Origin of the sequence: Saccharothrix sp. CCNWYY140 (assembly GCF_037401995.1) — a bacterium.
Classification (GTDB): domain Bacteria; phylum Actinomycetota; class Actinomycetes; order Mycobacteriales; family Pseudonocardiaceae; genus Actinosynnema.
In genome coordinates this window covers 1-26,482 of sequence record NZ_JBBEGC010000080.1, presented here as the reverse complement: position 1 = coordinate 26,482, position 26,482 = coordinate 1, and the positions used below count along the sequence as shown (strand labels likewise).

General features: G+C 70.2%; 22 protein-coding genes. 7 read left to right on the top strand and 15 right to left on the bottom strand.

All coding sequences use genetic code 11. The annotated features are described in order from the left end of the window. Positions 1-16 precede the first annotated feature (16 nt). The 6 genes from WBN91_RS27810 to WBN91_RS27780 are packed head-to-tail and all read right to left on the bottom strand — an operon-like array spanning position 17 to position 7,176. The gene (locus WBN91_RS27810) at positions 17-1,414 is read right to left on the bottom strand and encodes a GH1 family beta-glucosidase (protein ID WP_337727385.1); all 1,398 of its coding nucleotides are present in this window, start codon (positions 1,412-1,414) and stop codon (positions 17-19) included. A 15-nt stretch (positions 1,415-1,429) separates the two neighbouring features. Next, the gene (locus WBN91_RS27805; RefSeq protein WP_337727386.1) at positions 1,430-2,557 is read right to left on the bottom strand and encodes an ABC transporter ATP-binding protein; all 1,128 of its coding nucleotides are present in this window, start codon (positions 2,555-2,557) and stop codon (positions 1,430-1,432) included. After that, the gene (locus WBN91_RS27800) at positions 2,554-3,513 is read right to left on the bottom strand and encodes an ABC transporter permease (protein WP_337727387.1); all 960 of its coding nucleotides are present in this window, start codon (positions 3,511-3,513) and stop codon (positions 2,554-2,556) included. Before WBN91_RS27800 ends, WBN91_RS27805 begins: the two co-directional genes overlap by 4 nt. Next, the gene (locus tag WBN91_RS27795) at positions 3,513-4,493 is read right to left on the bottom strand and encodes an ABC transporter permease (protein WP_337727388.1); all 981 of its coding nucleotides are present in this window, start codon (positions 4,491-4,493) and stop codon (positions 3,513-3,515) included. Before WBN91_RS27795 ends, WBN91_RS27800 begins: the two co-directional genes overlap by 1 nt. Beyond that, a complete protein-coding gene (locus WBN91_RS39210) occupies positions 4,490-5,521 on the bottom strand; it encodes an ABC transporter ATP-binding protein (protein WP_346834041.1) in 1,032 nt (343 codons plus the stop codon). Before WBN91_RS39210 ends, WBN91_RS27795 begins: the two co-directional genes overlap by 4 nt. After that, a complete protein-coding gene (locus tag WBN91_RS27780) occupies positions 5,518-7,176 on the bottom strand; it encodes an ABC transporter substrate-binding protein (protein ID WP_337727389.1) in 1,659 nt (552 codons plus the stop codon). The genes WBN91_RS39210 and WBN91_RS27780 overlap by 4 nt, the downstream gene beginning before the upstream one ends. A gap of 201 nt (positions 7,177-7,377) precedes the next feature. On the opposite strand from WBN91_RS27780, the gene WBN91_RS27775 reads away from it, so the two are divergent. The 3 genes from WBN91_RS27775 to WBN91_RS27765 all read left to right on the top strand — a co-directional run bounded on the left by WBN91_RS27775 (position 7,378) and on the right by WBN91_RS27765 (position 12,687). Continuing rightward, the gene (locus WBN91_RS27775) at positions 7,378-8,643 is read left to right on the top strand and encodes an ROK family transcriptional regulator (RefSeq protein ID WP_443217812.1); all 1,266 of its coding nucleotides are present in this window, start codon (positions 7,378-7,380) and stop codon (positions 8,641-8,643) included. A gap of 107 nt (positions 8,644-8,750) precedes the next feature. Continuing rightward, positions 8,751-10,241, top strand: coding sequence for a non-reducing end alpha-L-arabinofuranosidase family hydrolase (locus WBN91_RS27770; RefSeq protein WP_337727391.1), 1,491 nt, complete (start codon positions 8,751-8,753; stop codon positions 10,239-10,241). Between the two features lie 250 nt (positions 10,242-10,491). Then, the gene (locus tag WBN91_RS27765) at positions 10,492-12,687 is read left to right on the top strand and encodes a discoidin domain-containing protein (RefSeq protein WP_337727392.1); all 2,196 of its coding nucleotides are present in this window, start codon (positions 10,492-10,494) and stop codon (positions 12,685-12,687) included. 85 nt (positions 12,688-12,772) lie between these two features. On the opposite strand, the gene WBN91_RS27760 is transcribed toward WBN91_RS27765, so the two are convergent. After that, positions 12,773-13,123, bottom strand: a complete 351-nt coding sequence (locus WBN91_RS27760; protein ID WP_337727393.1) for a VOC family protein — start codon at positions 13,121-13,123, stop codon at positions 12,773-12,775. 100 nt (positions 13,124-13,223) lie between these two features. Between WBN91_RS27760 and WBN91_RS27755 the strand changes: the two genes are divergently transcribed. After that, positions 13,224-14,090 (top strand): helix-turn-helix domain-containing protein, encoded by an 867-nt coding sequence (locus WBN91_RS27755; RefSeq protein WP_337727394.1) that lies wholly within the window; start codon positions 13,224-13,226, stop codon positions 14,088-14,090. A gap of 65 nt (positions 14,091-14,155) precedes the next feature. After that, on the top strand, positions 14,156-14,578 hold the full coding sequence (locus tag WBN91_RS27750) for a nuclear transport factor 2 family protein (RefSeq protein WP_337727395.1): 423 nt from the start codon (positions 14,156-14,158) through the stop codon (positions 14,576-14,578). Here the strand turns inward: WBN91_RS27750 and WBN91_RS27745 are convergent, their stop codons facing one another. From WBN91_RS27745 to WBN91_RS27725, 5 genes are all read right to left on the bottom strand, one after another. Beyond that, positions 14,579-15,694, bottom strand: a complete 1,116-nt coding sequence (locus tag WBN91_RS27745) for a DUF418 domain-containing protein (protein WP_337727396.1) — start codon at positions 15,692-15,694, stop codon at positions 14,579-14,581. A gap of 216 nt (positions 15,695-15,910) precedes the next feature. Next, positions 15,911-16,984 carry a DUF6923 family protein gene (locus WBN91_RS27740; protein WP_337727397.1) on the bottom strand — a complete coding sequence of 358 codons (1,074 nt, stop codon included), beginning with the start codon at positions 16,982-16,984 and terminating at the stop codon, positions 15,911-15,913. A 4-nt stretch (positions 16,985-16,988) separates the two neighbouring features. Beyond that, entirely contained in the window at positions 16,989-17,747 is a 759-nt protein-coding gene (locus WBN91_RS27735; protein WP_337727398.1) for a bestrophin-like domain, read from the bottom strand. 201 nt (positions 17,748-17,948) lie between these two features. Then, positions 17,949-19,349 carry an FAD-binding oxidoreductase gene (locus WBN91_RS27730; protein WP_337727399.1) on the bottom strand — a complete coding sequence of 467 codons (1,401 nt, stop codon included), beginning with the start codon at positions 19,347-19,349 and terminating at the stop codon, positions 17,949-17,951. A 125-nt stretch (positions 19,350-19,474) separates the two neighbouring features. After that, positions 19,475-20,716 (bottom strand): hypothetical protein, encoded by a 1,242-nt coding sequence (locus tag WBN91_RS27725; protein ID WP_337727400.1) that lies wholly within the window; start codon positions 20,714-20,716, stop codon positions 19,475-19,477. Between the two features lie 17 nt (positions 20,717-20,733). Here WBN91_RS27725 and WBN91_RS27720 point away from each other — a divergent pair, with 17 nt between their 5' ends. After that, a complete protein-coding gene (locus tag WBN91_RS27720; protein WP_337727401.1) occupies positions 20,734-23,703 on the top strand; it encodes an AfsR/SARP family transcriptional regulator in 2,970 nt (989 codons plus the stop codon). On the opposite strand, the gene WBN91_RS27715 is transcribed toward WBN91_RS27720, so the two are convergent. Next, positions 23,681-24,451, bottom strand: coding sequence for a Calx-beta domain-containing protein (locus WBN91_RS27715; protein ID WP_337727402.1), 771 nt, complete (start codon positions 24,449-24,451; stop codon positions 23,681-23,683). The genes WBN91_RS27720 and WBN91_RS27715 overlap by 23 nt on opposite strands. 94 nt (positions 24,452-24,545) lie before the next feature. Then, a complete protein-coding gene (locus WBN91_RS27710; RefSeq protein ID WP_337727403.1) occupies positions 24,546-25,232 on the bottom strand; it encodes a TetR/AcrR family transcriptional regulator in 687 nt (228 codons plus the stop codon). Positions 25,233-25,398: 166 nt separating this feature from the next. Between WBN91_RS27710 and WBN91_RS27705 the strand changes: the two genes are divergently transcribed. Next, positions 25,399-25,941 (top strand): hypothetical protein, encoded by a 543-nt coding sequence (locus WBN91_RS27705; RefSeq protein WP_337727404.1) that lies wholly within the window; start codon positions 25,399-25,401, stop codon positions 25,939-25,941. A 151-nt stretch (positions 25,942-26,092) separates the two neighbouring features. Here WBN91_RS27705 and WBN91_RS27700 read toward each other — a convergent pair. Then, the coding region (locus WBN91_RS27700) for an IS30 family transposase (RefSeq protein ID WP_337727405.1) at positions 26,093-26,482 on the bottom strand (390 nt) is incomplete at its 5' end.

Here is a 26,482-nt window from a genome sequence, read left to right as displayed (position 1 = left end):
GGGGGCGTCCCGGACGTCACCGGCCGCGCACCCGGCGGATGGTGTCGCGGTACCACAAGGCGCTGCTCTTGGGTGTGCGGACCTGGGTGTCGTAGTCGACGTGCACCAAGCCGAAGCGCTTCGCGTACCCGTAGGACCACTCGAAGTTGTCCATCAGCGACCAGGCGAAGTACCCGCGCACGTCCGCGCCTTGCGACCGGGCCAGCGCGACCGCCCCGATGTGCGAGGCCAGGTACTCGATCCGGTCGTCGTCCTGGACGCCGCCGTCGGTGAAGGCGTCGTCGAATGCCGCGCCGTTCTCGGTGATCACCATCGGGACACCGGGGTATTCCTGGCTGATCTGCACCAGCAGCGACGTGAACCCCTCGGGCACGATCTCCCAGTCCATCGCCGTCACCGGCTTGCCGAACGGGACCGTGCGGTCGACCGGGTGTCCGGACGCGTCGGTCGTGCGGCCCTCCTCGTCGACGCCGGAGAAGCGGTGGCTGGAGTAGTAGTTCACGCCCAGCACGTCGATGGGCTGGCTGATGATCTCCAGGTCACCGTCGTTGACCGGCAGCTTGACGCTGCGCGCCGCCAGGTCCTCCACCACGTCGGCCGGGTAGTGGCCGCGCAGCAGCGGGTCCAGGTAGAGGCGGCGGGACAGGCCGTCGGCGCGGCGGGCGGCTTCGCGGTCGGTCTCGGTGTCGGTCGCGGGTGAGGCGTGGGCCATGTTGAGGGTGATGCCGAACTCCGTGGGGGCGGTGGCCGCCGCGCGCATCCGTTGGGTGGCCAGGCCGTGGCCCAGGAGCAGGTGGTGCACGGCGTGGATGGCGGCCTCGAAGTCCTGGCGGCCTGGGGCCTGCCTGCCCTCGTAGTAGCCGAGCATCGCGGAGCACCACGGTTCGTTCAACGTGGTCCACGTGCGGACGCGGTCGGACAGGGCGTCGAAGACGAGCATGGAGTAGTCGGCGAACCGGTAGGCGGTGTCGCGCTCCGGCCAACCGCCGGCGTCCTCCAGCTCCTGCGGCAGGTCCCAGTGGTAGAGCGTGACCCACGGATCGACGCCCTTGCCCAGCAGCTCGTCCACCAAGCGGTCGTAGAACGCCATGCCGGCCGCGTTGACCGGACCCTTGCCGCCGGGCTGCACGCGCGGCCACGCCACCGAGAACCGGTAGGTGTCCACGCCGAGCGACGCGATGAGGCCGACGTCCTGCGGCATCCGGTGGTAGTGGTCGCACGCGACGTCCCCGTTGTCGCCCTCGTGCACCATGCCGGGCGTCCGGCAGTACATGTCCCAAATGGACGGTCCTCGACCGTCCTCGTGCACCGCGCCCTCGATCTGGTACGCGGAAGTCGCCACACCCCAGCGGAAGGTGGCGGGCAAGGTGTCGATCGCGGGGTTGCTCCCGACGGTCGGCGCCGTGGTGTCCATGAATCTCCTCTGGAGTCAGAACCCGTTGTCGTGAACGGGATGCAGCAAGCAGGCCACGGTTCGTTCCCGGCTGTGACTGTGTTCGATGGCGCGACTCCGTCGCGCGGGAAGGCCGCCTGGCAGTCGGCTCATCGGGTGGCGATCTTCGCCGATCGGAAGGGCTGATCGGCGAAGATCGCGACCCGACAAGCCGACACGGCCTTCCGGAATACCGAGCACCGGGACCTCCACACCGCAGCGCTCGATCGCGCGCGGGCAGCGTGGGTGGAACGCGCAGCCGGAGGGCATCGCGCGCAGGTCGGGCGGCGAGCCGGGGATCCCGGTCAGCTCGCGCTTCGGCCCGCGCAGCGCGGGGAAGGAGTTGAGCAGGCCGTGGCTGTAGGGGTGCAGCGGGTCGCGGTACAGGTCGGTGGACGCGGCCTCCTCCACGATCCGCCCGCCGTACATGATCGCGATCCGGTCGGAGAACTCGACCAGCAGCGACAGGTCGTGGGTGATGAACACGACCGAGAACCCGAGCCGTTCGCGCAGGTCCACGAGCTGGCGCAGGATCTGCCGCTGCACCACCACGTCCAGCGCCGTGGTCGGCTCGTCCATGATGACGACCTTGGGCTCCAACGCGAGCGCCATGCCGATCATCACGCGCTGCCGCATGCCGCCGGAGAGCTGGTGCGGGTAGCTGTCGAGCCGGTCGGCGGAGATCCCGACCAGACCCAGCAGTTCCCGTGCCCGGTCCAGCCGGGACGCCCGGGTGCTGCGCGGGTCGTGCGCCTTGATCACGTCGGTGAGCTGGGTGGAGATGCGGTGCACCGGGTTGAGCGAGTTCATCGCGCCCTGGAAGACGATCGCGGTCTCCGCCCACCGGAACCGGCGCAGCTCGGCGTGGCTCATCCGCAGCACGTCCACCGGGTCGCCGCCGTCGCGGTGGTAGAACACCTCGCCGGAGCGCACGACACCGGGCGGTGGCAGCAGCCGGGTCAGGCCGTAGGCCAGGGTGGACTTGCCGCTGCCGCTCTCCCCCGCCAGCCCCAGGACCTCGCCCTTGTACAGGGTGAGGTTCACGTCCCGCAGGGCGCGCACGGCGTCGTCGCCGAGCCCGTAGTCCACGTTGAGGTCGCGGACCTCCAACACGGCGTCGCTCACTTGGCCCCCTTCCCCAGCACCGGCGTGAACCCGACGCGCATCCGGACCGTGCGGCCGTCGGCGGTCTTCACGGTGGTCTTCCCGCCGCCGCGCAGGCGTGGGCTGACGAACTCGTCGATGCCGAAGTTGACCAGCGACAACGCCGTGCCCAGCAACGCGATGGCCAGGCCGGCGGGCACGAACCACCACCACGCGCCCTGCGCCAGCGCCTGCTGGCTCTGCGCCCAGAACAGCACCGTGCCCCAGTTCCAGCCGCCCGCGTCGGACACGCCGATGAACGCCAGCGTGATCTCCGAGATCACCGCGAAGATCACCGTGCCGACGAACCCGGACGCGATGACGGCGGTCAGGTTGGGCAGGATCTCGAACAGGATGATCCGCCACGTGGACTCGCCGGTCGCCCGCGCGGCCTCCACGTAGTCCCTGCGCCGCAACGACAACGTTTGCGCGCGCAGCACCCGTGCGCCCCACGCCCACGACGTCAAGCCGATGACCAGCGCGATCGTGATGTTCCCGGTGTCGGGCAGGGTCGAGGTGATGATGATGATCAACGGCAGCGCCGGGATCACCAGGAACACGTTCGACAGCGCGGAAAGCCCTTCCGCACCGGCCCCGGACAAGTACCCGGACGTGACGCCGACGACCACAGCCAGCACGGTCGCCACGACACCGGCGATCAGCCCGACCAGGATCACGCTCCGCGTGCCGACGAGGACCTGGCTGAAGATGTCCTGCCCGAGGTGGGTGGTGCCGAACCAGTGCTTGCCCGAGGGCGGCTGCAACAGGTCGGCGCTGCGCTCGGACGGGTCGAAGGGCGCGATCCACGGCCCGATGACCGCCATCAGCACGAAGAACCCCATGAGCACCAAGCCCGTGGTGGCCTTCGGGTTGGCCACGAACCGCAGCTTGCGCCGCTTGACCGGGGCGACCGCGACGGTGGTGGGTACGACGGCCATCAGCCCTCCCTCCGGGTCCGCGGGTCCAGCGCCAGGTAAGCCACGTCGGCCAGGAAGTTGGCCAGCAGCACCGACAGCGTGATGATCAGGAAGATGCCCTGCATCAACGGGTAGTCCTTCGCACCGACCGCCTGGAACAGCTGCAACCCCAGGCCCGGGTAGGAGAACACGATCTCCACCAGCAGCGTGCCGCCGACGATGAAGCCCAACGACAACGCGAACCCGGACACGTTGGGCAGCAACGCGTTGCGTGCCGCGTACCCGACCATGACCCGCCGCTCGCTCAACCCCTTGGCGTGCGCGACCGTCACGTAGTCCTCGGACGCGACCGTGACCATCATGTTGCGCATGCTGAGGATCCAGCCGCTCATGGACGAGATCAGGATCGTGGCGGCGGGCAGGAGGCCGTAGCGCAGGGTGCTGCCGATGAACTCCCAGTCCCAACCCGGCACCAGGCCGGTGTCGTACGCGCCCGCGGCCGGGAAGAAGCTGTCCGGGCCGGTCAGCAGCGTGATCGCGATCAGGCCGAGCCAGAAGTACGGGATCGAGGACACGAACGTCGTCACCGGGATCAGCAGGTCCGCCCACGACCCGCGCCGCCAGCCGACGACCGTGCCCGCGGCGGTGCCGAGCAGGAAGCCGACGACGGTGGTGATGCCGACCAGGCCGACCGTCCACGGCAGGCCGTCGCCGATCACCTCCGCCACCGGGGACGGGAAGAACGTGAACGACAGGCCGAGGTCGCCGCGGAAGAGCTGGCCCCAGTACCGGAAGTACTGCTCGGCGATGCTCTCGTCCTTGTCCAGCCCGAACAGCACGTACAGGGACTGGACGGCCTCGGTGGTCATCTGGCCGCGGGCCTTGGTGATCAGCGCCTGCACCGGGTCGCCGGGGATCAGGCGCGGCACGAAGAAGTTGATCGTGATCGCCGCCCACGCGGTGAACAGGTAGAACGCGATCCGCTTGAGGAGGTAGCTCATCGCTGCTCCCCGTAGAGCCAGCACGCGGCGAAGTGGCCGTCGCCGACGTCGAAGCGCGGCGGGACCTCCTGCGAGCAGATCGCCATCGCGTGCGGGCAGCGCGGGTGGAACCGGCAGCCCGGGGGCGGGTCGATCAACGACGGTGGTTCGCCCGTGCCGCCGTCCTTCTCCTCTGCCGCCGGTCGGTCGGGGTCCGGGGCGGAGTCGATCAGGAGTTGCGTGTACGGGTGCGCGGGGCGCTGGGTGACGGACTCGCTGTCCCCGCCCTCGACCACCCGACCCGCGTACATCACGTAGGTCTCGTCGGCGAAGTAACGCGCGGACGCGATGTCGTGGGTGATGTAGAGGATCGCCAGCCGCAGGCGGTCCTTGAGGTCTTTGAGGAGGTTCAGCACCCCGAGCCGGATCGACACGTCGAGCATGGACACCGGTTCGTCGGCCAGCAGCACCTCCGGGTCGGCGCCCAAAGCTCGGGCGATGGCCACGCGTTGCCGCTGCCCGCCGGACAGCTCGTGCGGGAACTTGTCCACGTACCGCTCGGGCGGGGTGAGCTGCACCCGCGTGAGCAGGTCGTGCAGCGCCTCTTCCAGGTCCTGCGGCGTCTTCCCCGCCCGGCCGTGGATCTTCAGCGCCCGGGTGAGGTGGTAGCGCACGGTGTGCACGGGGTTCAGCGAGGCGAACGGGTCCTGGAAGATCATCTGGACCCGCTTGCTGTACGCGCGGAACTTCCGGCCGCCCTTGGCGTGCACCTCCTCGCCGCGCAGCTTGATGGTGCCGGAGGTCTGGAGGTGCAGCTGGGCCAGCAACCGGGCGACGCTGGACTTGCCCGAACCGGACTCGCCCACCAGCGCGGTGACCCGGCCGCGGTGCAGCCGCAGCGTCACGTCCTCGACCGCGCGGACGCTGCGCACGGTGCGGGACAGCAGTTCGCGCCCCCGTTTGCGGACGGGGAAGTGCTTGGTCAGGCCTTCGGCCTCCAGGACCACGTCGGTGGTCCCGGAGGCCGTCGGCTGTGGTGCCGTCGTCATGCGGCCGGCTTCAGGTGCATCACGACGTCCAACGCGTTCTCCAGCGTGGGCTGGGCGGGCGCGTAGGGGTTGGCCTCCTCCGGCCAGCCGGTCCAGTTCTTGGTGCTGTACTGGCCGCCGCCGTTGGCCGCGGACGTGATCACCACCGGCATGTCCTTGACGTGCAGCCGCTGGAGGACGTACAGCGCCTCGGTGCGGGTCTTCTCGTCGGGCGCGTTGGCGTAGTTGCGCAGCGCCTTGGTGGCCTCGGCGCTCTCGTACCGGCCGTAGTTGCCGTTGATGCCACCGGTGCCGATCGGCTTGTAGAGGTCACCGTCCATGATGGACTGGTAGATGTCGTACAGGGTCGGGCCGTTGTTGGTCCAGTGCATCGCGGCCTGGAAGTCGCCGGTGTCCAGGGCCTTGGTCCACGAGTCGGCGTTCTGGAGGTCGACCGTGGCCTCGACGCCGATCTTGGCCACGTTGTCCTTGATGATCTCCAGGTCGGTCACGTAGTCCGACCAGCCGGACGGCACGGTCATCTTGAGCGTGACCTGCTCGCCCTCGGGCGTCTTGAGCTTGTCGCCCTCGTACTTGAAGCCGTTGTCGGTCAACAGCTTCTTCGCGGCCTCGACGTCGACCTTGACGACCTTGTCCTTGAACTCGGGCGCGATGAACGAGTCGCCGGCGGGGGTCGGGATGCCGGTGATGTTGTCGACCTTCGGGTAGAAGTAGCCGGCCTCGCCCTGCATGAAGATGTCGTCGCGGTTGACGACCTGGTTCACCGCGCGGCGCAGGACCGGGTTGTCCCACGGCTTGCTCTTGGTGTTGAACCACAGGCCGTGCACGCCCAGCACCGGCGGGAACCACAGCTTGTAGTGCTGCGGGTCCTTGCTGGTGTAGACGGCCTGGTAGTTCGGGATGAACACGAAGGACCACTCGCTCGCGCCGGTGGCCAGCGCGGTGGTCTGCGCGTTGTTGTCGCTGTAGGAGGTGTAGCGGACCTCCTTGACCTGCGGCAGGTCCTGCCAGTACTTGTCGCGCATGGTCAGCGTGACCGTCTGCGGCGTGAACGACTTGAGCACGTACGGGCCGGACCCGACCGGGTTCTTCAAGGTCTCGGTGGACGGGTTGGCGATCGTCGACCAGATGTGCTTCGGGACGACGAACTGCTCCATGATCTTCTTCTGGTTCACGAACTGCGACCGCGCGAAGCCCAGGGTGACCTCGTTGCCGGCGAAGGAGACGTCGCCGTACTGCACGCCTTCGATGTTCAGGCCGGGGTTCTTCTTGAGCAGTTCGAAGGTGAAGGCGACGTCCTCGGCCGTCAGCGGCTTGCCGTCGGACCAGGTCGCGCCGTCGCGGATGGTCAGCTTGAGCTTGCTGTAGTTGTCGGTCCAGTCCCACTTGGTGGCCAGCCACGCCTTGAACGGCTCGGTCACCTTGACCTCGTTGACCATCGCCAGCGGCTCGAAGATGAGCCTGCGGTAACCCAGCGAGCTGGCCGCCGACGAGTTGAGGAACGGGTTGTTGTTCTCGGTCTGGGGACCGTTGGGCATGCCCACGTTGAGCACACCGCTGCCACCGCTCTTGGCGCCTTCGTTGCTGCTGGAGCAGGCGGCCGAGAACAGCAGTGCTGCCGCGACGGCGAGGGCGAACGTTCGCCTGAGTCGCATGGGTTCTCCTTGTCGGGACCGGGGGGCGGAGCGAGCGCAGGGTGGGGGCGGACCGCGCGTGCCATCGCGGCTGGGACGCCGGGGGCGTCCTCGTGTCGGGGGAGACTCAACCCCGGTGAGCCAGGTCACGTCAATAACGAACAGGTTACAAACTTAGTCTAATTTTAAGTCATGAACTAACTGGCCGTCATGCTGTACGCCATGCCGCCCAAGCGCACCACCGTCCGCGACCTGCGCCGACAGAACCGCGCCACCCTGCTGTCGACCCTGTTCTTCGACGGTCCGCTGAGCCGGCACGAACTCGGCACGCGCTCCGGGCTGTCCGCCGCGACGGTGTCCAACGTGACCGGCGAACTGGTCGAGGACGGCTTGGTGGTCGAGGCGGGCTCGGTCGATTCCGATGGCGGCCGACCGCGCGTGCTGCTGCGGGCGAACCCCGGTTTCGGGCACGTGATCGGGGTGGACGTCGGGGAAACCGGGATCAAGGTCGAGCTGTTCGACCTGGGCATGACGCAGTTGGCGGCCGTGGAGCACGCCCTGTCCCCCGGTGATCCCGCCGCGGTCGCCGACCTGATCGCCTCCGGTGTCGCGGAGGTCGTCGCTGGGGTGCCGGCCTCATCCGTGCTGGGCGTGGGGATCGGTGTGCCCGGGACGGTCGAGCAGGGCGCTTCGGCGATCGTGCACGCCCAGACGTTGGGCTGGAACGGTGTTCCGCTGGAGGAGATGGTCCGGACGGCGGGGGTCGAGTTGCCGCTGTACGTGGAGAACGGGGCGAAGACCCAGGGGCAGGCCGAGATGTGGTTCGGCGCGGGTCGGGGTGCGCGGCACGTCGTGGTGGCGCTGGTGGGTTCCGGCGTGGGCGCGGCGGTCGTGACCGAGGGCGCGGTGTACCGGGGCGCCACCTCGTCGGCGGGCGAGTGGGGGCACACGACGATCGTGTACGGCGGTCGGCCTTGCCGGTGCGGGAGTTCCGGGTGCCTGGAGGCCTATGTGGGGGCCGAGGGGATCCTGGAGCGGTACCGGAAAGCCCGTGGGGGCCGGGAAGTACCGGGAACGGACGAGCAGTCCGGTGTGGACGGTCTGATCCGAGCGGCTGTGTCCTCGAAGACCGCGGCCCGGGTCCTGGAGGAGACGGCCGGGTACCTCGGGGCGGGGATCGCGAATCTGGTCAACCTGTTCAACCCGGAGCGCATAGTGCTGGGCGGGTGGGCCGGCTTGGCGTTGGGAGAGCACTGCTTCGACCGGATCGTGGCGGCCACCCGAGCGCATTCCCTGCGGCACCCGTACGAGCAGACGTCCATCGCGTTGGGGCAATTGGGACCGGACGCGGTGGCGGTGGGCGCGGCGACACTTCCCGTCGCAGCGCTCCTGGACCGGGCCGCCGACCCGCGCGCACCATCCGAGACGCCCATTTCGACTGCAATTCGACCATATCGCACGACGTCCCATTTGGCCGGACTCCCTTGATGCCCGCAGAAAGATCTGGCAACCTCCTCTCCCAGAAATTGTTAGCGCTAACATCTCAGGTGGCGCCTGAGTGGCACTGGCACTGGAGGGGAATCACTGTGGATTCGATGGGTGAAGTGCTGCCGAGCGGGCGGAAACGGGGGGCGCGGCGTGGCCGGTTCGCCTCCCTGCTGAGCCCGCTGGTCGCGTCCGTGCTGGTGGCAGGCGCTGTGGTGGCGCTGAGCCCGAGCGCAGCGACGGCGGCGACCGTCGACACGAACGCGTGGTACGTGCTGGTCAACCGCAACAGCGGCAAGGCGATGGACGTCTCGGGCGCTTCCACCGCCGACGGTGCGACGGTCACGCAGTGGGCGCGTCACGACGGCGGGAACCAGCAATGGCAGTTCGTCGATTCCGGCGGCGGCTATTACCGGTTGAAGTCGAAGAACTCCGGCAAGGTCCTGGAAGTCGAGAACTGGTCGTCCGCCGATGGCGCGAAGGTCCAGCAGTGGGCCGACCACAACGGCACCAACCAGCAGTTCCGGCTCGCGGACTCCGACGGCGGCTACGTCCGGCTGATCAACCGCAACAGCGGCAAGGCCGTGGAGGTGACCGGTCTGTCGACGGCGGACGGCGCGGCCGTCGTGCAGTACGGCGATTGGAACGGCGGGAACCAGCAGTGGCAGCTGGTCCGCGTGGGTAGTGGCACCACGTGTTCCCTCCCCTCGACCTACCGCTGGACGTCGACGGGCGCGCTGGCGAACCCGAAGTCCGAATGGATTTCGCTCAAGGACTTCACCAACGTCGTCTACAACGGCAAGCACGTGGTCTACGGGTCGACGGTCGACTCGACCGGCCAGCACTACGGCTCGATGAACTTCGGCGCGTTCACGAACTGGTCGGACATGGCTTCGGCCCCGCAGAACAAGATGGACATCGGCACCGTCGCGCCCACGTTGTTCTACTTCGCCCCGAAGAACATCTGGGTGCTGGCCTACCAGTGGGGCGCGACCACGTTCAGCTACCGCACCTCCACCGACCCCACCAACGCGAACGGCTGGTCCGCGCCGCAGGAGCTGTTCCGGGGCAACGTCCCCGGCAACACCGCCCTCGACCAGACGATCATCGCCGACGACACGACCGTCTACATGTTCTTCGCCGGCGACAACGGCGAGATCTACCGGTCCAGCATGCCGATCGGGAACTTCCCGGGCAGCTTCGGCACCTCGTACACGACGATCATGAAGGACACGACCGCGAACCTGTTCGAGGGCGTCGAGGTCTACAAGGTCAAGGACCAGAACCAGTACCTCATGCTCGTCGAGGCGATGGGCCAGAACGGGCGTTACTTCCGCTCGTTCACGTCCAGCAGCCTGAGCGGCAACTGGACCCCGCAGGCCGCGACCGAGAGCAACCCGTTCGCGGGCAAGGCCAACAGCGGCGCGACCTGGACCAACGACATCAGCCACGGCGACCTGGTCCGCACCAACCCCGACCAGACCAAGACCATCGACCCCTGCAACCTGCAATTCCTCTACCAGGGCCTCGACCCCAGGTCCGCCAACGTCCCCTACAACTCCCTGCCCTGGCGGCCGGCCGTGCTGACGCTCCAGCGCTGATCGCCTGACCCACTCCCGGGCCGGCGCCCTCACCACTCACCGGTGAGGGCGCCGGCCCTTTTTCGTCGTGGCGGGCTTCCCCGCCTTTCGTCGTGACGGGTTCGCTTGTGCGGCAGGGGTTGCTTCGTGGCGTTGACGGTCTCGTCACGTCGGCGTTACTCTCCGAGAGAGCGCTCTCTCAGCCGCTCCCGGTGCCACGGGAGCCCTCTCTCCGGGCTGCTCCCTGCCCCTTACCTCGTCAGGTAGGACCATGAGCCTCACCCGTTCCCGGCTGCTCGCGTCCGCGACAGCGTTGGGCGTGGTCGCCGTGCTCGGCCCCGCCCTGTCCCCCTCCCCCGCCCAGGCCGCCGAGTGCGGCACGACCAACGCCGCGCTCAACCGGCCCGTCACCGCCTCCTCCACCGAGAACGCCGGCACGCCCGCCACCGCCGCCGTGGACGGCAACACCGGCACGCGGTGGTCCAGCGCGTTCTCCGATCCGCAGTGGATCCAGGTGGACCTCGGTTCCTCACAACAGGTCTGCCGCGTCAACCTGAACTGGGAGACCGCGTACAGCCGCGCCTTCCAGGTGCAGGTCTCCGCCGACGCGTCGACCTGGACGACCGTCTACTCCACCACCACCGGCGCCGGCGGCGTGCAGAACCTCGACGTGACCGGCACCGGGCGGTACGTCCGCGTGCACGGCACGGCCCGCGCCACGCAGTGGGGCCATTCCCTGTGGGAGTTCGGCATCAACACCGCCACCGACACCCCGGCGATCCCGCCGACCGACCCGCGCAACCCCGACTTCGGGCCCAACGTCCTGGTCTACGGCCCCGAGTCGTCGCAGACCGACATGCAGAACCGGCTCAACGCCATCTCCGCCCAGATGAAGACCAACCAGTTCGGTCCCGAGCGGTACGCGGTGCTGTTCAAGCCGGGCTCGTACAACGCCGACGTGAACCTCCGCTTCTACACGCAGGTCGCGGGCCTGGGTCTGCGTCCGGACGACGTCAACCTCAACGGGCACGTGCGGGTCGAGGCGGACTGGCTCCAGCAGGGCGACAACCCGAACAACCTCGGCAACGCCACGCAGAACTTCTGGCGGGGCGCGGAGAACATGTCCGTCACCGTGCCCGCCGGGCAGATCGAGCGGTGGGCCGTGTCGCAGGCCGCGGCCTACCGGCGGATGCACCTGCGCGGCCAGGTGCAGCTGTGGAACGGCGGTGACGGCTGGGCTTCCGGCGGGCTCATCGTGGACAGCAAGATCGACGGGTACACCGCGTCCGGTTCTCAGCAGCAGTTCCTGACCCGCAACAGCAACCTCGCCGGCGGCTGGGGCGGCTCGGTGTGGAACATGGTGTTCGTCGGCACGCAGGGCGCGCCGCCGCAGCACTTCCCCAACCCCTCGCACACCACCATCGACGCCACCCCGGTCGTGCGGGAGAAGCCGTTCCTCTACCTGTCCAACGGCGAGTACCGCGTGTTCGTGCCCGCCCTGCGGCAGAACACGCGCGGCACGAGCTGGGAGGCGGGCACGCCCGCGGGCACGTCGATCTCGTTGGCGGACTTCTTCATCGTCAAGCCCGGCACGCCGGTGTCCCTGACCAACGCGGCCCTCGCCGCGGGCAAGCACCTGCTGCTCACGCCCGGTGTGCACCGGCTGTCCGACACCATCACCGTGACGCGTCCGGACACCGTGGTGCTGGGCTTGGGCCTGGCGACGCTGACGCCGGAGACCGGCAAGGCCGCGCTGTCGGTGTCCGATGTGGACGGTGTGAAGCTGGCCGGGTTCCTGGTGGACGCGGGTGTGGTCAACTCGCCCGTGCTGCTCCAGGTCGGCACGCCGGGCTCGTCCGCGAACCACGCCGCCAACCCGATCTCGCTGCACGACGTGTACCTGCGCGTCGGCGGGTCGCAGGCGGGCCGGGCGACGGTGTCGTTGCAGGTCAACAGCAACCACACCATCATCGACCACACGTGGGTGTGGCGGGCAGATCACGGCGCGGGCGTGGGTTGGACGGTGAACACCGCGCAGAACGGTGTGGTGGTCAACGGCAACGACGTGACCGCGTACGGGTTGTTCGTCGAGCACTACCAGCAGCACAACGTGGTGTGGAACGGCAACGGCGGCCGGACGTACTTCTTCCAGAACGAACTGCCGTACGACCCGCCGAACCAGGCCGCGTGGATGAACGGGTCCTCGCCGGGCTGGGCCGCGTACAAGGTCGCGCCCTCGGTGACCACGCACGAGGCCTGGGGCGTCGGCGTGTACTGCTTCAACAACGCCAACCCGTCCGTGGTGACGGCGAACGGTTTCGAGGTGCCGCGGACCGCCGGCGTCCGGTTCCACGACCTGGTGACCGTGTCGCTGGGCGGGGTCGGCACGATCAACAACGTGATCAACGACGTGGGCGGGGTCGCGAACACCGCCAACCAGGTGCGGTACCTGGTGAACTACCCGTGACGAGTGAGGGGGTGCCGCCCGCGCGGCACCCCCTCGGTCCGGGTCGCGTCCGAGATCCGTCAGCTCGCGGCCGGGTTCGGTCCGGTCAGCTCGCGGCCGAGATGCAGAACAGGTGGCCCTCGGGGTCGGCGAGGACGGTCCAGTTGTCCCCGCCGGGCTGGAAGTCCGGCTTGGTCGCGCCGATCCCGAGCAGGTTCTCGATTGCCCCGGCGACGTCCTGCACCGTGAAGTCCAGGTGGACGTGCTTGCGGTCGTCCGGCCAGCCCGGACCCTCGTAGCCCTCGATGCGCTGGAACCCGATCTGGATCGCTCCCCCGTCGCCGAGGGTGACGAAGTCGTCGTCGCTGTAGGTCACCTCCCAACGGGTGGCGGTGCGGTAGAACTCGGCGAGCTTGCCGGGGTCCGCGCTGTCCAGGATGACGGTGGCGAGTTTCATCGCGGTTGTGCCCTCTCCTCGTGGTCGGGCACAGCTTCGCCCGTTCGGGTGAGCGCTGTATTGAAGATTCTTGTCGTACCCCCGGCGTAGGGTCTTTCCCGTGCGCACCGCGGTGGACCTGGCCGTCACAGCCGATTTCGGGGTCAGTTCGGTGACGTGCTCGGACCACCACGCGGGCTGGTCGCCGCCGGAGGAGTCGGGCGCGCACCGGATCGTGCTGTTGCGGCGGGGGTCGTTCCGGCGGCGGGCGCGGGACGGCGTGGCGGAGTTGGACGGCACGACGGGGTACGTGAGCGTGCCCGGGGAGGAGGAGCAGTTCGCCCACCCGGCGGGTGGTGACGTGTGCACGGCGGTGTGGGTGGCGCCCGCGCTGTGGCGGTCCGTGGTGGGCGAGGGGCGTCCGACGCGGTCGGTGCTGTACGTGGACGCGGCGGTCGAGCTGGCGCACCGGCGGTTGCTGGCGGTCTCCCGGCCGTTGGGCGCGGCGCACGTCGTGGACAACGCCGAGACGGGCAGTCCGGAGCGCCGGCGGGTTGCCGGCGGGCCGGCGGCGGACGTCGCCTACGCGATGGCGGAGGCGCTGGTGCACCTCGTCGCCACCACCCAGGACCGGCCGCTGCCCGGCGCGCGGGACCGGGCCGCCGTGTCGGCCGCACGCGCCGCGATCGTCGCCGACCACCCCGACTCGCGCGGCCTGGTGCCGCTGGCCCGGCTGCTCGGCGTCTCCCCCTACCGGCTGAGCCGCGCGTTCGGGCAAGACCTCGGCGTGTCCCTCACCCGCTTCCGCAACCGGGTCCGCGTCGGCCGCGCGATGGCCCGCATCCAGGACGGCGAGACCGACCTCGCGGGCCTGGCCGCCGAACTGGGCTTCGCCGACCAGGCCCACCTCACCCGCACGGTCCGCGGCCTCGTCGGCCACACCCCCGCCGCGCTGCGCCGCCTCCTGCGCCCGGACTTGACGGAGTAGCGGCGGTTTTCGCCGGCCGCGGAAAGATCTTGCAGTCCGCGAACCGCCGCTGGTTGGCTGGCCGCGTGACGCGCGAACACCCCAACGTCGAACTGATCCACCGCTTCTACCAGGCCTACGGTGGCGACGACCCGCAGGCGCTGGCCGAGTTCTTCGCCGACGACGTCCGGTGGACCATCCCCGGCCACCACCCGCTGTCGGGCACCAAGGTCGGGGCCACCGAGGTCCTCGCCTTCTTCGGCCAGCTGGCCAAGGCCGGTTTCAAGGCCGACCCGATCTTCCTCGCGGCGGACGGGGAGTGGGTCGTCGACCTGCACCGCGGCTGGAGCACCGACCCCGAGGGCCTGGACATCCTGTGGGCGCTGGCCTTCCGGGTCGTCGACGGCAAGATCGCCGAGGCCGTGAACTTCTCGGCCGACCAGCACGCGGCCGACGCCTTCTTCTGGCGCAAGTACCCGCTGGCCCCCATCCCCGACCGCCTCGCCTGACTAGGCCTCCACCGGGCGTCGTTGCGGCGCCCGGTAAGCCCAGTTCCACGCCGCCTCGACCGGGCCGCGCGAGAACCGTCCCATCCACCAGCTCGCGCCCAACATCAACAGTGCCGACACGACCACCCAGGCGGCGGCGGTGTACCAGACACCCAGGTGCCCGAACCGGCCGTTGAGGTTCAGCGCCCACTGGTAGCACAGCACGGACGCGATGACGTTCTGCGCGATGTAGCAGGTCAGTGCCATCCGACCCACGGACGTCACCCAGCGCCGCAGCAAGCCCTCGGGCGAGCGCATCCGGTGCACCAGCATGGTGATCGCACCCAGCAGTCCGAACGACACCGCCGGGGCGCACACGTACCGGTCGACCGCGAACCACTCGCCGCCGGCCAGCGTGGTGACGACGTTGAGCGGCAAGCCCAGCCCCAGCCCCCACCCGGCCAACCGCCGCTGGACGCGCAGACCGCGCTCGGAGTCCTCCAACGCCCCGGCCCGCAGCAACCGCGCCCCCGCCAGGAACAACACCGTGCTCAACGGCAGCACGAACACGGCCTCGGCCCGGAACACGTCCACGTACTCGATCCGCGACCGCACCTGCCCTAGCCAACTGGACATGTCGACCGGCAGCGAACCACCCAACGACCCGTCCCCCGCGTGCATCCCGTACGTCACCAGCGCGACGAACGCCACGTGCACCACGAGCGCACCGACGAGCCACCCCCGCACCACCCGGTCGCTGCGCCCCACGAGGAACGCCACCAGCACGGACACCAGGGCGTAGAACATCAGCACGTCGAACTCGAAGATCAGCACGTAGTGCAACGCGCCTTCGACCAGCAGCAGCGCCGACCGCCACAGGTACCAGCCGGGCCACTTCAACCCCCGCTTGACCGCCGAGCGGTGCTGCAACGCCAGTCCGATGCCGAACAGGATCGACAACAGCCCCAGGAACTTGCCGTTGCTGACCATCCGCAGCAACGCCTCACCCCAGTCATCGGCGCCGGCGAGGAAACCACCCGGCCCCGCAGGGTCGGTGAAGATCCAGATGTTGGTGCCCAAGGTGCCCAGGATGGCCACACCCCGCAACACGTCCAGGGCCGTGATCCGACTGCCCATGTCCCCCTCCGATGAAGATCACCAAGAAGGTAGGCCGCTCGACACCGTCGGCGAGTCGGCCGGAGGACCTACGCCGCGTCGCACTTTCGGAGGACCACGGCGGTTGCGCTTTCGGAGGATGGCGGAGCGGCAGGCCGGGCAAGCGAGCGCGGCGGGTCAGCGCGGCGGGCGGCGGGGGGTGGGTCAGTGCGGTGGGGCGGGGTGAGGCCGGGGGGGTTAGCGGTGGCGGGCGTGGGCTCGGGCTACTGCGCCGGCGCCGAGGATCAGGATGATGGCTACCAGGCCCCAGCGTCGTTGATCCCGCACGATGCGGTTGCCGTCCGCCGCCACCTCGGCCTTCGGCTCCGGCCGCCGCAACGGTTCGCGGGACGGTGCAGGGGTCTGCGCGGGTGGCTCCTCGGACGTCGGCCCGGGTGGCGGCGTGGTGGTGGTGCTCGTCGGCGGGGTGGTTGCCGGCGGGGGTGCGGGGGTGGTCGTCGTGGGGGGCACGACGGGTGGCTCAAAAGGTGGAAGCGTGGGCGGGACTGTGGGTGGGGTGGTTGGGGGGACGGTTGGGTCCGGCGGGTCCACGATCGGGGGCACGCTCAGGCAACCGGCCGCGTCGATGCTGCGTCGTGCCGGCCGCGACGTGATTTCCGTGACCGCCTCCGAACCGTCCAACGCCACCCGGTACAGCACGCTGCGCCCGTCGTCCCGGTTGCTGGTCACGTACAGCGCCCCGTCGCGTCCCATCACCACCGCGCCGTAACCGTGGGTCGCCGGGAGCATCCCCGTTCCGGGTACTCGGTCCACTCGTCCGGTCTCGGGGTCGATCGCCACGACGTAGGCGTGTCCGTACGGGAAAGTCGCCACCCCGTACAGCAGACCGTCCGCCGGGTTGAGGTCGAAGTCGTCGACGTTCAGCGCGTGGTGTGGCGGCCACAGCCACGCCTGCCGCACCACCTCCAGGTAGCGCCCGCTCGACGGGTCGATGTCCACCCAGAACATCAGGTGACCGACCCGCACGACCAACTTCTCCCGCACCACCACACCGGCGGTGGCGTGCTTGAGAAAATGGCCCGCCGAGCGCGCCACCGCATGCCCGGTGCGGTCCAGCACGACGATCCCGCCGTCGTCGTCCACGCCGTACACCCGGTCCTGCGCCGCCGAGTACCCGATGGCGTTGACCCGCGCGTCCAGGGTGTTCACCACCTGCGCCTCACCGGAGGGCAGTTCCACCCGGTACACCGTCGACGGACCCCGGTGGTCCGCCTCGACCTGGATGGCCACGCAGGCCAGGACCTCCAGCACGGCGTCAGCCGAACCGCTCGACGGCCGCCTGGAACGCCTCCGGTCCCAGTTCGGCCCCACCGCCGTAGGGGTTCTGGAGCTGGTAGGTCGCGTACAGCAGCAGCGTGATGGTGGCCGCGAGCGTGCCGACGATGACCACGTGCGTGCGCATCAGCGGTCCGCCGAACAGCAGCGGCAGGCCGATGGCCAGGAAGCTGCCGACCACCAGCACGAACCACACCACCGTGCTCACGCCGCCGCCCGCGGTGTCCAGCCGCGCCTGCCGGGCCTCGTACACCTGCCACAGCTGGTTGGCGGCCTCGGCCTTGCGGTCGACCTGCCACTCCGTGTCGGCGGGCGCGTTGGCCACGACCTGGCGGATGCGGTCGAGCTGGGACCAGCCGGTGGACTCGAATTCGACGCCTTCGCGCAGTTTCGGCCATTCGTCGTTGATGACCGTGATCGCGTACGCGCGGGAAAGTGAGCGGACCTCGTCACCGGTTTCCTTGGACAGCGCGTCGGAGGCCCACGTCGCCGCCACCAGTCCGTCCGCCTCCTGGTACGACGACTCGCCGGCCGCGTTGACCGCGTCGAACAGGGCGATCAGCACGAACGCCACCAGGACCGCGTGCAGGCCGCCCACGATCGTGAACACCTGGCCCGCGGCCTCGTTGTTGTCCGGCCGGCCCTGGTCCTCGCCGTACTTCCGGATGAGGTAGGCCAGCACGGCGGCGATCACCGCCGCGCCACCGACCCACAACAGACCCGTGGCGTAAACGTTCATGCGGTCCTCTCACTACCCGGAATGAATTCCACAGATCTGCGAATTCGTCGCTTCCGAAAGGTAGTGAGCGGGCCGGTGTGCCAACAAGCTCCTTCATCCGTGTGCCGGCGAATGCCCAACGGACGTGTGAACCTTCCACCCGACCGTGGAGTACGACCGGGCAATCGTCCGCGCGAATGCGGATTCGCGCCCCTTGTCGGGCTAGTCGGTTGCTCCGACGGTGTCCGCACTGCGGCGACGCTGCGTCGCGGGGAGGACGTTGTGCCACCGGTCGAAGACGTTGTCCGGGTCGTATTCGGCCTTCACCGCGGCCAGGCGTGCGTAGTTGGCCGCCCCGAAGCCCGCGACGACGCGATCCGCGCCCTCGTCGCCGATGAAGTTGAGGTACACCGCCCCGGTGCTCCACGGCGCCAACTCGTCCCGCAGCCCGCGCGCCCAGCGCCGGGCGCGGTCGTCGTCGGCCGGGTCCTCCCACAGCCCGAACGGGTGCACCACCCAGGGCACGTCCCGGTTGGCCATCGGCCAGTCCGTCCCGCGCGCCACCGCGCCGCCCCACGGCAGCAGCGCCTGCTGCGAGGGCGACGGGCACACCATCTGCCGCGCGCCCGCGCAGAACCGCCGCACCGCCTCGTCCGGCAGCGTCGACAGGTACTCGGCGGACCAGTAGTTCCGGTAGCCGGGCGGGTCGTCCAGGCTGCACTGGAACTCGGCGTACGGGACGTCGGTGACCAGCGCGGTGTCCGGCGACAGCGCCAGCAGGGGCGCGGCGAAGGACCGCAGCTCCTCCGCGCCGCCGGCCCAGGTGACCAGCACGCCGCAGCACAGCTGCCCGACCAGGTCGGGCGGCACGAACTCCTCGGGCGGCCCGGTCATGAACAGCAGGCCGCCGCCCATCTCCTCGGGCGCGTCGGCGGCGAAGTCCCGGTAGCGCACCACCATCTCGTCACCATCGGAGGCAGGCCGCAGCACGAGCGCGAAGGAGAACTCGGGCAGCGGGTGCACGCGGAAGGTGAACGAGGTGGCCACGCCGAAGTTGCCGCCGCCGCCGTGCAGCGCCCAGAACAGCTCGGGCCGTTCGGTCTCGCTCGCGGTGACCTCGCGGCCATCGGCCAGGACCAGGGTCACCGACAGCAGGTTGTCGCAGGCCAGGCCGAACTTGCGCTCCAGCCACCCGGAGCCGCCGCCGAGGGTGAGCCCGCCGACGCCGGTGGTGGACACCCGGCCGCCGGTGGTGGCCACGCCGTGCTCCTGGCACGCCCGGTCCACCGCGGACCACGTGGCGCCGCCGCCGACCACCACCGTGCGGGCGTCCGGGGAGACGGTCACGGCGTCCATCCGGCGCAGGTCGAGCACCAGCCCGTCCTGGACCAGGGAGGCGCCGGCGACGCTGTGCCCGCCGCTTCTGACCGCCACCGGGAGGCCCTGGGCACGCGCGAACGCGAGCGCTTCCTTCACGTCCGTGGGGTTGAGGCACTGGGCGATGGCCTCGGGCGTGGTGTCGATGGCGCTGTTGAACAGCGCGCGGGCGGCTTCGAAGCCCTCGTCCCGCCGGGTGAGCACGGTGCCGCCGAACCTGCCGCGCAGAACCGAGACGTCCGTCATGGTCCGACCTCCTGTCAACCCCTCGGACGGTCCAGGGTGGACCCGGACGCGGGAAAGCGCGCGGGCTGGTCACGAGGCCGTAAGGAACGGCGTCGGACCGTGCCCGCGCGACTCCCGTGCGCGTGCTACGAGTTGACCTGCCAGTGCACGTTGACCTTGTACTGGCCGCCGTGCCCGGTGAACCACATCGACGTGCTGGGCAGCCGGTGGTTGGTCCAGCCCAGGTGGGCCGGGTTGTTGTACATGAACTCGTACCGGTGCGGCAGCTGGACGTGGGCGGTGCGGGCCTCGAACAGGTCGTCCTGGAACAGCTCCAGCAGCCAGTCGACGAACACGCCGACCAGCCAGCCGACGACCTGCCCGAGCGCCTCGGCGATGGCCGCGCCCAGGTACGGCGTGAACACGGTGGCGACGACCTGCGCGACGACCTGGGTGACCTTGTCCTTGACCTTCAGCCACGCCGCCTGCACCTCCGCCGCGAACCCGCTGCCGTCCTGCTCGGCCAGCATCACCACGGCCAGGTAGCTGCGCGGCCACGGCCCGGACGCGGCCAGGTCGAAGGAGGTGAACAGCTTGCCCGGGTCGGCGTAGGTCTTGACCTTGCCGTCGTAGAAGTTGTCGCCGACGAACCACTGGGACACCTTGTTGGTGGCGCCCTTGTGGTCGATGCGCAGGCCGCCGGCGACGATCTCGTCGTCACCGGGCCACTCGGGGGAGGTCTCGTCGACGCACTTGACCCGCTCGACCCGGAAGTCCAGCGAGGACAGCTTGGGCAGCTTGCTCAGGTCCAAGTGCAGCTCGACGGCCCGGCGCTGGGCGTCCTGCTCGGCGGCCTTCTCCGCCGCCTCCAGCGCGGCGGCGCGGTCGAGCAGGGACTTCTTCAGCGCGTCGGCGTCGACGCGGACGTCGGAGAAGGCCCCGTCGAAGCCGACCTTGCGGAACTCCTCGGGGGTGAGCCGCGCGTGCCGGCCGAACTGGGCGGTGCGGGTCTCGACGTCGGAGGCCAGGAGGGTCTGCGCGTGCTTGACGATCGGCTCCAGCCGGTCGGCGGGCAGGGTGCGCAGGCCGCTCTGGAGGTCGAACTCGACCGTGCCCTCGGCGTAGGGGTGGCCGAGGTCGGCGGCGACCGCGGCGTAGGAGTAGCGCAGGGCCAGGTTGGCGTCCTGGGCGATCGCGGCGACCTGCGGGTCGGCGATCCGACCCGGTCCGGGGGTCGGCGGCAGGTCGTCGGGGTCCTGGGTGACGACCGGCCGCGGCTGTTCCGCGACCGCCTGGAGGGGCACGGTGGTCGCGGCGGCGGCCAGGACGAGCAGCGGAACGGCGTAACGGCGGAGGCCCCGGAGGCGACCGCGGGGGTGTGTGGTCATCGGAGAGCCCTTCTCTCGTGGGAAGTCACGGGGAGAGGTCTACGGACAGCGGGTTGTCGCGCGGCTGCGCGCCGGTTGTGGCGCGGTTCGGCGTGCTGGGGCCGGTCGGGGCGGAGGGTCCGGCGGGTCCGGCGGCGCTGACCGGCGCCCGCCAGCGGGCCGTGCTGGGGGTGCTGGCGCTGCACGCCGGGCAGGTGCTGCCGTTCACCCGGCTGGTGGACGTGCTGTGGGGCGAGGACCCGCCGCGCACGGCGGTGAAGACGCTGCACAGCCACGTGGCGCGGATCCGGCAGGCGCTGGCCGCGTCCGGTCTGCCGGACGTGCTGCGCACCCGCGAGCCGGGTTACCTGCTGGACGCGGCGGTCGAGGTGGACGCCCACCGGTTCGAGGCGCTGCTCGCGGCCGGACGCCGGGAGGGGTCGGCGGACAAGCTGCGGGAGGCGCTGGCGCTGTGGCGCGGTGACGCCTTCGCCGACGTGCCGCTGACCGGCTGGGGCGAGCGCGAGGTGGAGCGCCTGCACGGGCTGCGGCAGAGCGCCGTGGAGGAGCTGTGGGAGCACGCCGTCCGGGACGGCGAGCACGAGGCCGCGGTGGCCGAACTGCCCCGGCTGCTGGCGCGCACCCCGCTCAACGAGCGGCTGACCCGGCTGCACATGCTGGCCCTGTACCGCTGCGGCCGGCACACCGACGCACTGGACTCCTTCCAGCGCCTGCGCGAGCTGCTGGCCGACGAGTTCGGCGTCGACCCCGGCCCCGAGGTGCTGGAGCTGCACACCGCGATCCTGCGCCGGGACGCGTCCCTGGACCCGACGGCGGCCACCACCGTGCCGGCCCAGCTGCCCGCGACCGTCGGCCACTTCACCGGCCGCGCGGACGTGCTGGCCGAGCTGGACCGGGCGGACGTGCCGGTGGTGGTCGTGTCCGGTCCGGCGGGCATGGGCAAGACGTCGCTGGCGGTGGAGTGGGCGCACCGCGTGGCGCACCGGTTCCCCGGCGGCCGGCTGTTCCTGGACCTGCGCGGCCACGACCCCGAGCGCGCTGTGACCAGCGCACAGGCCCTCGCTCACGTCTTGCGCGCGCTGGACGTGCCCGAAGACCGCATCCCGGCCGACGAGGAGGAACGGGCCGCCCTCTACCGGACGCTCCTGCACGACCGGCGGTGCCTGGTGGTGCTCGACAACGCCGGCCGCGCCGACGACGTGCTGCCGCTGGTGCCCGGCGGGTCGAGCCTGCTGGTGGTCACCAGCCGCCGTTCGCTGGCCGCCCTGGCGACCCGCCACGCCATCCACGCCGTGGTCCTCGACGCCCTGTCCCCCGACGACTCGCAAGCCCTGCTGCGCAAGGTGCTCGGGTCCCGCCGCGCCGAACCCGAGGCCACCGCGGAACTGGCCCGCCTGTGCGGCGGGATGCCGCTGGCCCTGCGCATCGCCGCCGCGAAACTGCTCGGCGCACCGGCCCGGCCCGTCGCCGCCCTGGTCGCCGAATTACGCGCGGCCCGCCTGGACAACCTGGCCGTGGACGGCGACTCGCGGACCGTGGAAACCGTCCTGGCCAGCGCCTACCAGCCGTTGGACGCCACGTCGGCCCGCCTGTTCCGCCGGTCCGGCATCATCCCCGGCCCCACTTTCAGCACCGCCCTGGCCGCCGCGCTGTCCGATGTGGACAACCCGAACCTGGACCCGTTGACCACCGCGCACCTGCTCACCGAGACCGCGCCGGACCGGTTCCGCTACCACGACCTGGTCGCCGAGTACGCCCGCAAGCGCCTGGCCGACGACGACGAACCGGAGGTAGCCGCCCGCCTGCTGGACTGGTACCTGTTCGTGGCCCACCAAGCCAACGAGCTGGTCAACCCGGACCGCGACCTGGTCAAGCCGACCCTGCGCTTCCCGCCGCCCGGTGCGCCCTTCGCGCCCGACCGCCACGACGCCCTGGCGTTCCTGGAGGCCGAGCGGGACAACCTGTTGCCGGTGGTGCGCTTCGCCCGCGACCGCGACCCCACCGCCGCCTGGCAGCTGACCTACCTGCTGACCAGCTTCGCCGAGGCCACCGGCCACTGGCACGACCGGGTGGAGCTGTGCCGGGTCGCGGTCGAGGCGGCGGCGGGCGACCCGCGGGCCGAGGCGGAGATGCTGCGCGCGCTGGGCGTCGCCCACTTCATGACCCGGCAGCTGGACGCGGCGATCGACGCCAACCACCGCGCGCTCACCGCCGTCCGCGCGGCCGGCGACCTGGCCGGCGAGGGGCACGTGCACAACAACCTCGCCAACGCGTACGCCGAGCTGCGGCGCTTCGACGACGCCGTCACCGCGCACCTGGAAGCCGTCGACTGCTGCACCCGCGCGGGCAGCCGGCTGGGCACCGCGCTGTCCCAGCGCAACCTGGGCCACACCTACCTCCGGATGGGCCGCCCGGAAGCCGGCTTGGCCCCGCTGCGGGCCGCGCTCACCGCGTTCCGCGACCTGGGCAACGTGCGACTGGAGGCGGGCACCTTGGACACCCTGGGCGAGGCGCACCTGGCCCTGGGCCACCTCGAGGAGGCCCTGCGCGACCTGGAGCACGCCCTGCGGCTGAGCCGCGACATCGGCGACCGCTGGCTGGAGTGGGAGGTGCTGGTCGACATCGGCCGCGCCCACCTGGACGGCGACCACCACGGGGTGCCGTTCTTCGCGCAGGCGCTGGAGATCAGCCGCGAGGTGGACGACCGCCACGGCGTCGCCACCGTGCTGGACCTGCTGGGCCGCGCCCACCTCCGCGCCGGCGACCTCGCGGCGGCCGAGGACGCCCTGACCCTCGCCACGACCGAGCGGTCCCGCGTGCCCGACCCGTTCGAGGAGGCCAACCTGGAACGCGACCTGGGCGACCTGGCCGAGCGCCGCGACCGCCCGGCCGACGCGCGCGACCACTGGGACCGGGCGATCCGGCTCTACCAGCGGGTCGGCGCGACGGCCGAGGCGGCGGAGGTCAGGACTCGGGCATCAGGGTGACCTTCTCGACCGGGTTGGCCACGGTGCCGGCGGAGGTCTCGAACACCTCCAGCGCGAAGGTCTCCTCACCCTCGACCTCGACGTCGGGCAGGCTCTGGACCTCCACGTCCACCGTCGTGGCGCCCTTGGGGACGGTCAGCTTGAGGTCCTTGGCGGGCACGTAGTCCAGCCCGGCCACCGCCGTCACGTCCAGCGTCCGGTACCGGACCGTGAACCCGGCGCGGGCCGGGGTGGACAGCTGCAACGGGACCTTGCACGCGTCCGGGACCCAGCAGATCTTCCCGCCGCTGATCTCGATGACCATGATCGGGGCCATCTTGCCGTCGTCGTCGAGGAGCGTGGCGGTGGCGGCCCCGAGGAACGCCCCGCGCGTGCTGAAGAGGGCCAGGGAGAAGGACTCGTCCTCCTCCGCCAGGGCATCGGCGACCAGCGGCACCGACACCGACGTCCCGACACCGCCGCCGGGCTGCCAGGCGCCTTCCACGTACCCGAAGTCCTGACCGGCGGTCGCCGTGCCGTTCTGCGTGCGGTACACGACCGCGCCGCTGGTCGTGCAGCCCTGCGGCACCGACGCCGTGAGCTGGAAGCCGAACGCGCCGGCGGAGTTCCCCTCGTACTGCTCGGGTTGCGCGGCCGTGACGCCGAACTTGGTGGGTGTGCAGGTCTCGGCGTGCGCGGCGGTCACCGGGACGACGGCGCCGAGCGCCACCGCCAGCACGACCACCGCGCGTCTCATCGTGATCGTCATGCCGCAGTTCTACGGTCGCCCGGTTGTGGTTCGGTTGTGGCGGCACTCAGCCCGCGAACAACAGGGCGAGCCCGCCCGCCGTGCGGGAGGGTGATCACGTCGTGGAGAGTCCCAGGACTCCCAGCGCGATCCGGTCCAGCTGGTACGCGAAGTGCGCCGCGAAGTCCGAGAAGCTCCCGTTGTACTGGCCGAACACCTCGAAGCTCACCAAGCCGAACATCGAGGTCCACGCCAGGTACCCCCGCGCCAGGACCTCCTCCCCCACCTCGACTGCCACGGCCTCGCGCACCGCCGTGAGGTCCCGACCGAGCACTCCGTCCACCTTCGTCGGTGGCGATCCGCGCTGGATGTCCACCAGCAGCGCCACCACCAGCATCATCACGCGGGTGCCGGGATCGCCGGTCTGCTCGACGGGCGCGTGGTAGCCGGGCACCGGACTCCCGTACAGCAGCGCGTACTCCGCCGGGCGCGCCACCGCCCACTCGCGCACCGCTAGCCCGATGGCCCGCCATCGCGATAGGAGGTCCTCGCGCGGACACCGCGTCTCGGCCTCCTCCACTGCCTCGCCGAGGGAGTTGTAGGCGTCGACTATCAGCATGGTCAGGAGGTCGTCCCGGCTTGGGACGTACCGGTAGACGGCTGACGACACGATCCCCAGCTCGCGCGCGATCGCTCGGAGCGACAACGCTGCGCTGCCCTCGCTGGCCAGCTGTTCGCGGGCGATCCGCTTGATGTCCTCGATCGCTTGGGCCCGCGCTCGCTGTCTGGGTGTCGGGTTCATGCGGCTCATGATGGCCTAGGGGGAGAGCACCGGCAACAAAAGAGAGCAGTGCTCTTGACATGCGGGGTGGGTTGACCGCAGACTTCTCGTATCGAGAGCAGTGCTCTCAAAAACGACTACTGCTCTCGGCGTGTTGCTGGGAGAGCTGCGTCCCCAGGAGGCCTTGATGTCCAAGCTTCGGTCCGCCGCCTTCGCCGCTGCCGGCGTGTCTTTCCTGCTCTACCCGGTGTTGCGGCCGTATGCCGACGAGTCGACGGTTGCCGGGCTGGCGGTCATGGGCACGACTGCCTGGGTGGTCTCGCATCTGTTGGCGGTGGTGGGGTTCCTGTTGGTGTCACTGGCATTGAGCGGTGCGGCCCGCGCCATCACCACGGCTGGGGCGGTGCTGACGACCATGTACTACGGGGCCGAGACCTTTGGGCTCTATGCGTTGGGGCAGCGTGCTTCCACCACGCCGGACGTGCTGAAGATGGTGGACGCCGTTCGGTTCCACCCTGTGGCGATCGTGGTGTTCGCGGTGGGGTTGTTGCTCTTGGCTGTGGGTGCGGTTGTCGCCACTCGTGGGCTTGGACGGATCGCTTTGCCTTATGCCGCCGGGTTTGTTCTCTTCCTTCCCCAGTTCTTCACCGCTCCTCCGGTTCGCATCGCTCACGGCGCTCTCTTGCTCGTCGGTTGCTTCTTGATCTCTCTTAAGCTCTGGCGTTCGTGAGCTTTGGGATTGACGCGCTTCGCGCTCTCAAGCCGAACGCGCTTCGCGCTCTCAAGATCAAAAGCTAGCAGGGAGACCGCCGATGGGGGGTGAAGGGCGTCGGTTCCCCCACCGCATGGCCTGGCAAAGGTGGTCTCAACCGGTCAGTGCATCAGGCTGCGCCGGCCAGTGCTTGTTCAAGCACCTCTGCGGGTGTTTTGAACCCCAGCGTTTGCCGTGGTCGCCTGTTCAGTTTCGCCGCGATTTCGTCCAGGTCGGCCTGAGTGTACACGGACAGGTCGGTGCCCTTGGGCAGGTACTGGCGCAGCAGGCCGTTCGTGTTCTCGTTCGCTCCGCGCTGCCAGGGCGAATGCGGATCGCAGAAGAACACCGGGATGTCCGTCGCGACCGTGAACCTGACGTGTTCGGCCATTTCCACACCCTGGTCCCAGGTCAGCGACCGCCGCAACCGGACAGGCAGTTCGACCATTTTCCGGGAGAGGATCAAGGCGACCCGGTCCGCGGTGCGGTCGTGCGGAATCCGGACGAGCATGACGAACCG

What these genes read in the sequence shown, in the direction of transcription:
- WBN91_RS27810 (WP_337727385.1), bottom strand. Translation starts at nt 1,414, where the DNA reads ATGGACACCACGGCGCCGACCGTCGGGAGCAACCCCGCGATCGACACC.
- WBN91_RS27800 (WP_337727387.1), bottom strand. Translation starts at nt 3,513, where the DNA reads ATGGCCGTCGTACCCACCACCGTCGCGGTCGCCCCGGTCAAGCGGCGC.
- WBN91_RS27795 (WP_337727388.1), bottom strand. Translation starts at nt 4,493, where the DNA reads ATGAGCTACCTCCTCAAGCGGATCGCGTTCTACCTGTTCACCGCGTGG.
- WBN91_RS39210 (WP_346834041.1), bottom strand. Translation starts at nt 5,521, where the DNA reads ATGACGACGGCACCACAGCCGACGGCCTCCGGGACCACCGACGTGGTC.
- WBN91_RS27780 (WP_337727389.1), bottom strand. Translation starts at nt 7,176, where the DNA reads ATGCGACTCAGGCGAACGTTCGCCCTCGCCGTCGCGGCAGCACTGCTG.
- WBN91_RS27775 (WP_443217812.1), top strand. Translation starts at nt 7,378, where the DNA reads ATGCCGCCCAAGCGCACCACCGTCCGCGACCTGCGCCGACAGAACCGC.
- WBN91_RS27770 (WP_337727391.1), top strand. Translation starts at nt 8,751, where the DNA reads ATGGGTGAAGTGCTGCCGAGCGGGCGGAAACGGGGGGCGCGGCGTGGC.
- WBN91_RS27765 (WP_337727392.1), top strand. Translation starts at nt 10,492, where the DNA reads ATGAGCCTCACCCGTTCCCGGCTGCTCGCGTCCGCGACAGCGTTGGGC.
- WBN91_RS27760 (WP_337727393.1), bottom strand. Translation starts at nt 13,123, where the DNA reads ATGAAACTCGCCACCGTCATCCTGGACAGCGCGGACCCCGGCAAGCTC.
- WBN91_RS27745 (WP_337727396.1), bottom strand. Translation starts at nt 15,694, where the DNA reads ATGGGCAGTCGGATCACGGCCCTGGACGTGTTGCGGGGTGTGGCCATC.
- WBN91_RS27735 (WP_337727398.1), bottom strand. Translation starts at nt 17,747, where the DNA reads ATGAACGTTTACGCCACGGGTCTGTTGTGGGTCGGTGGCGCGGCGGTG.
- WBN91_RS27730 (WP_337727399.1), bottom strand. Translation starts at nt 19,349, where the DNA reads ATGACGGACGTCTCGGTTCTGCGCGGCAGGTTCGGCGGCACCGTGCTC.
- WBN91_RS27725 (WP_337727400.1), bottom strand. Translation starts at nt 20,716, where the DNA reads ATGACCACACACCCCCGCGGTCGCCTCCGGGGCCTCCGCCGTTACGCC.
- WBN91_RS27715 (WP_337727402.1), bottom strand. Translation starts at nt 24,451, where the DNA reads ATGACGATCACGATGAGACGCGCGGTGGTCGTGCTGGCGGTGGCGCTC.
- WBN91_RS27710 (WP_337727403.1), bottom strand. Translation starts at nt 25,232, where the DNA reads ATGAACCCGACACCCAGACAGCGAGCGCGGGCCCAAGCGATCGAGGAC.
- WBN91_RS27705 (WP_337727404.1), top strand. Translation starts at nt 25,399, where the DNA reads ATGTCCAAGCTTCGGTCCGCCGCCTTCGCCGCTGCCGGCGTGTCTTTC.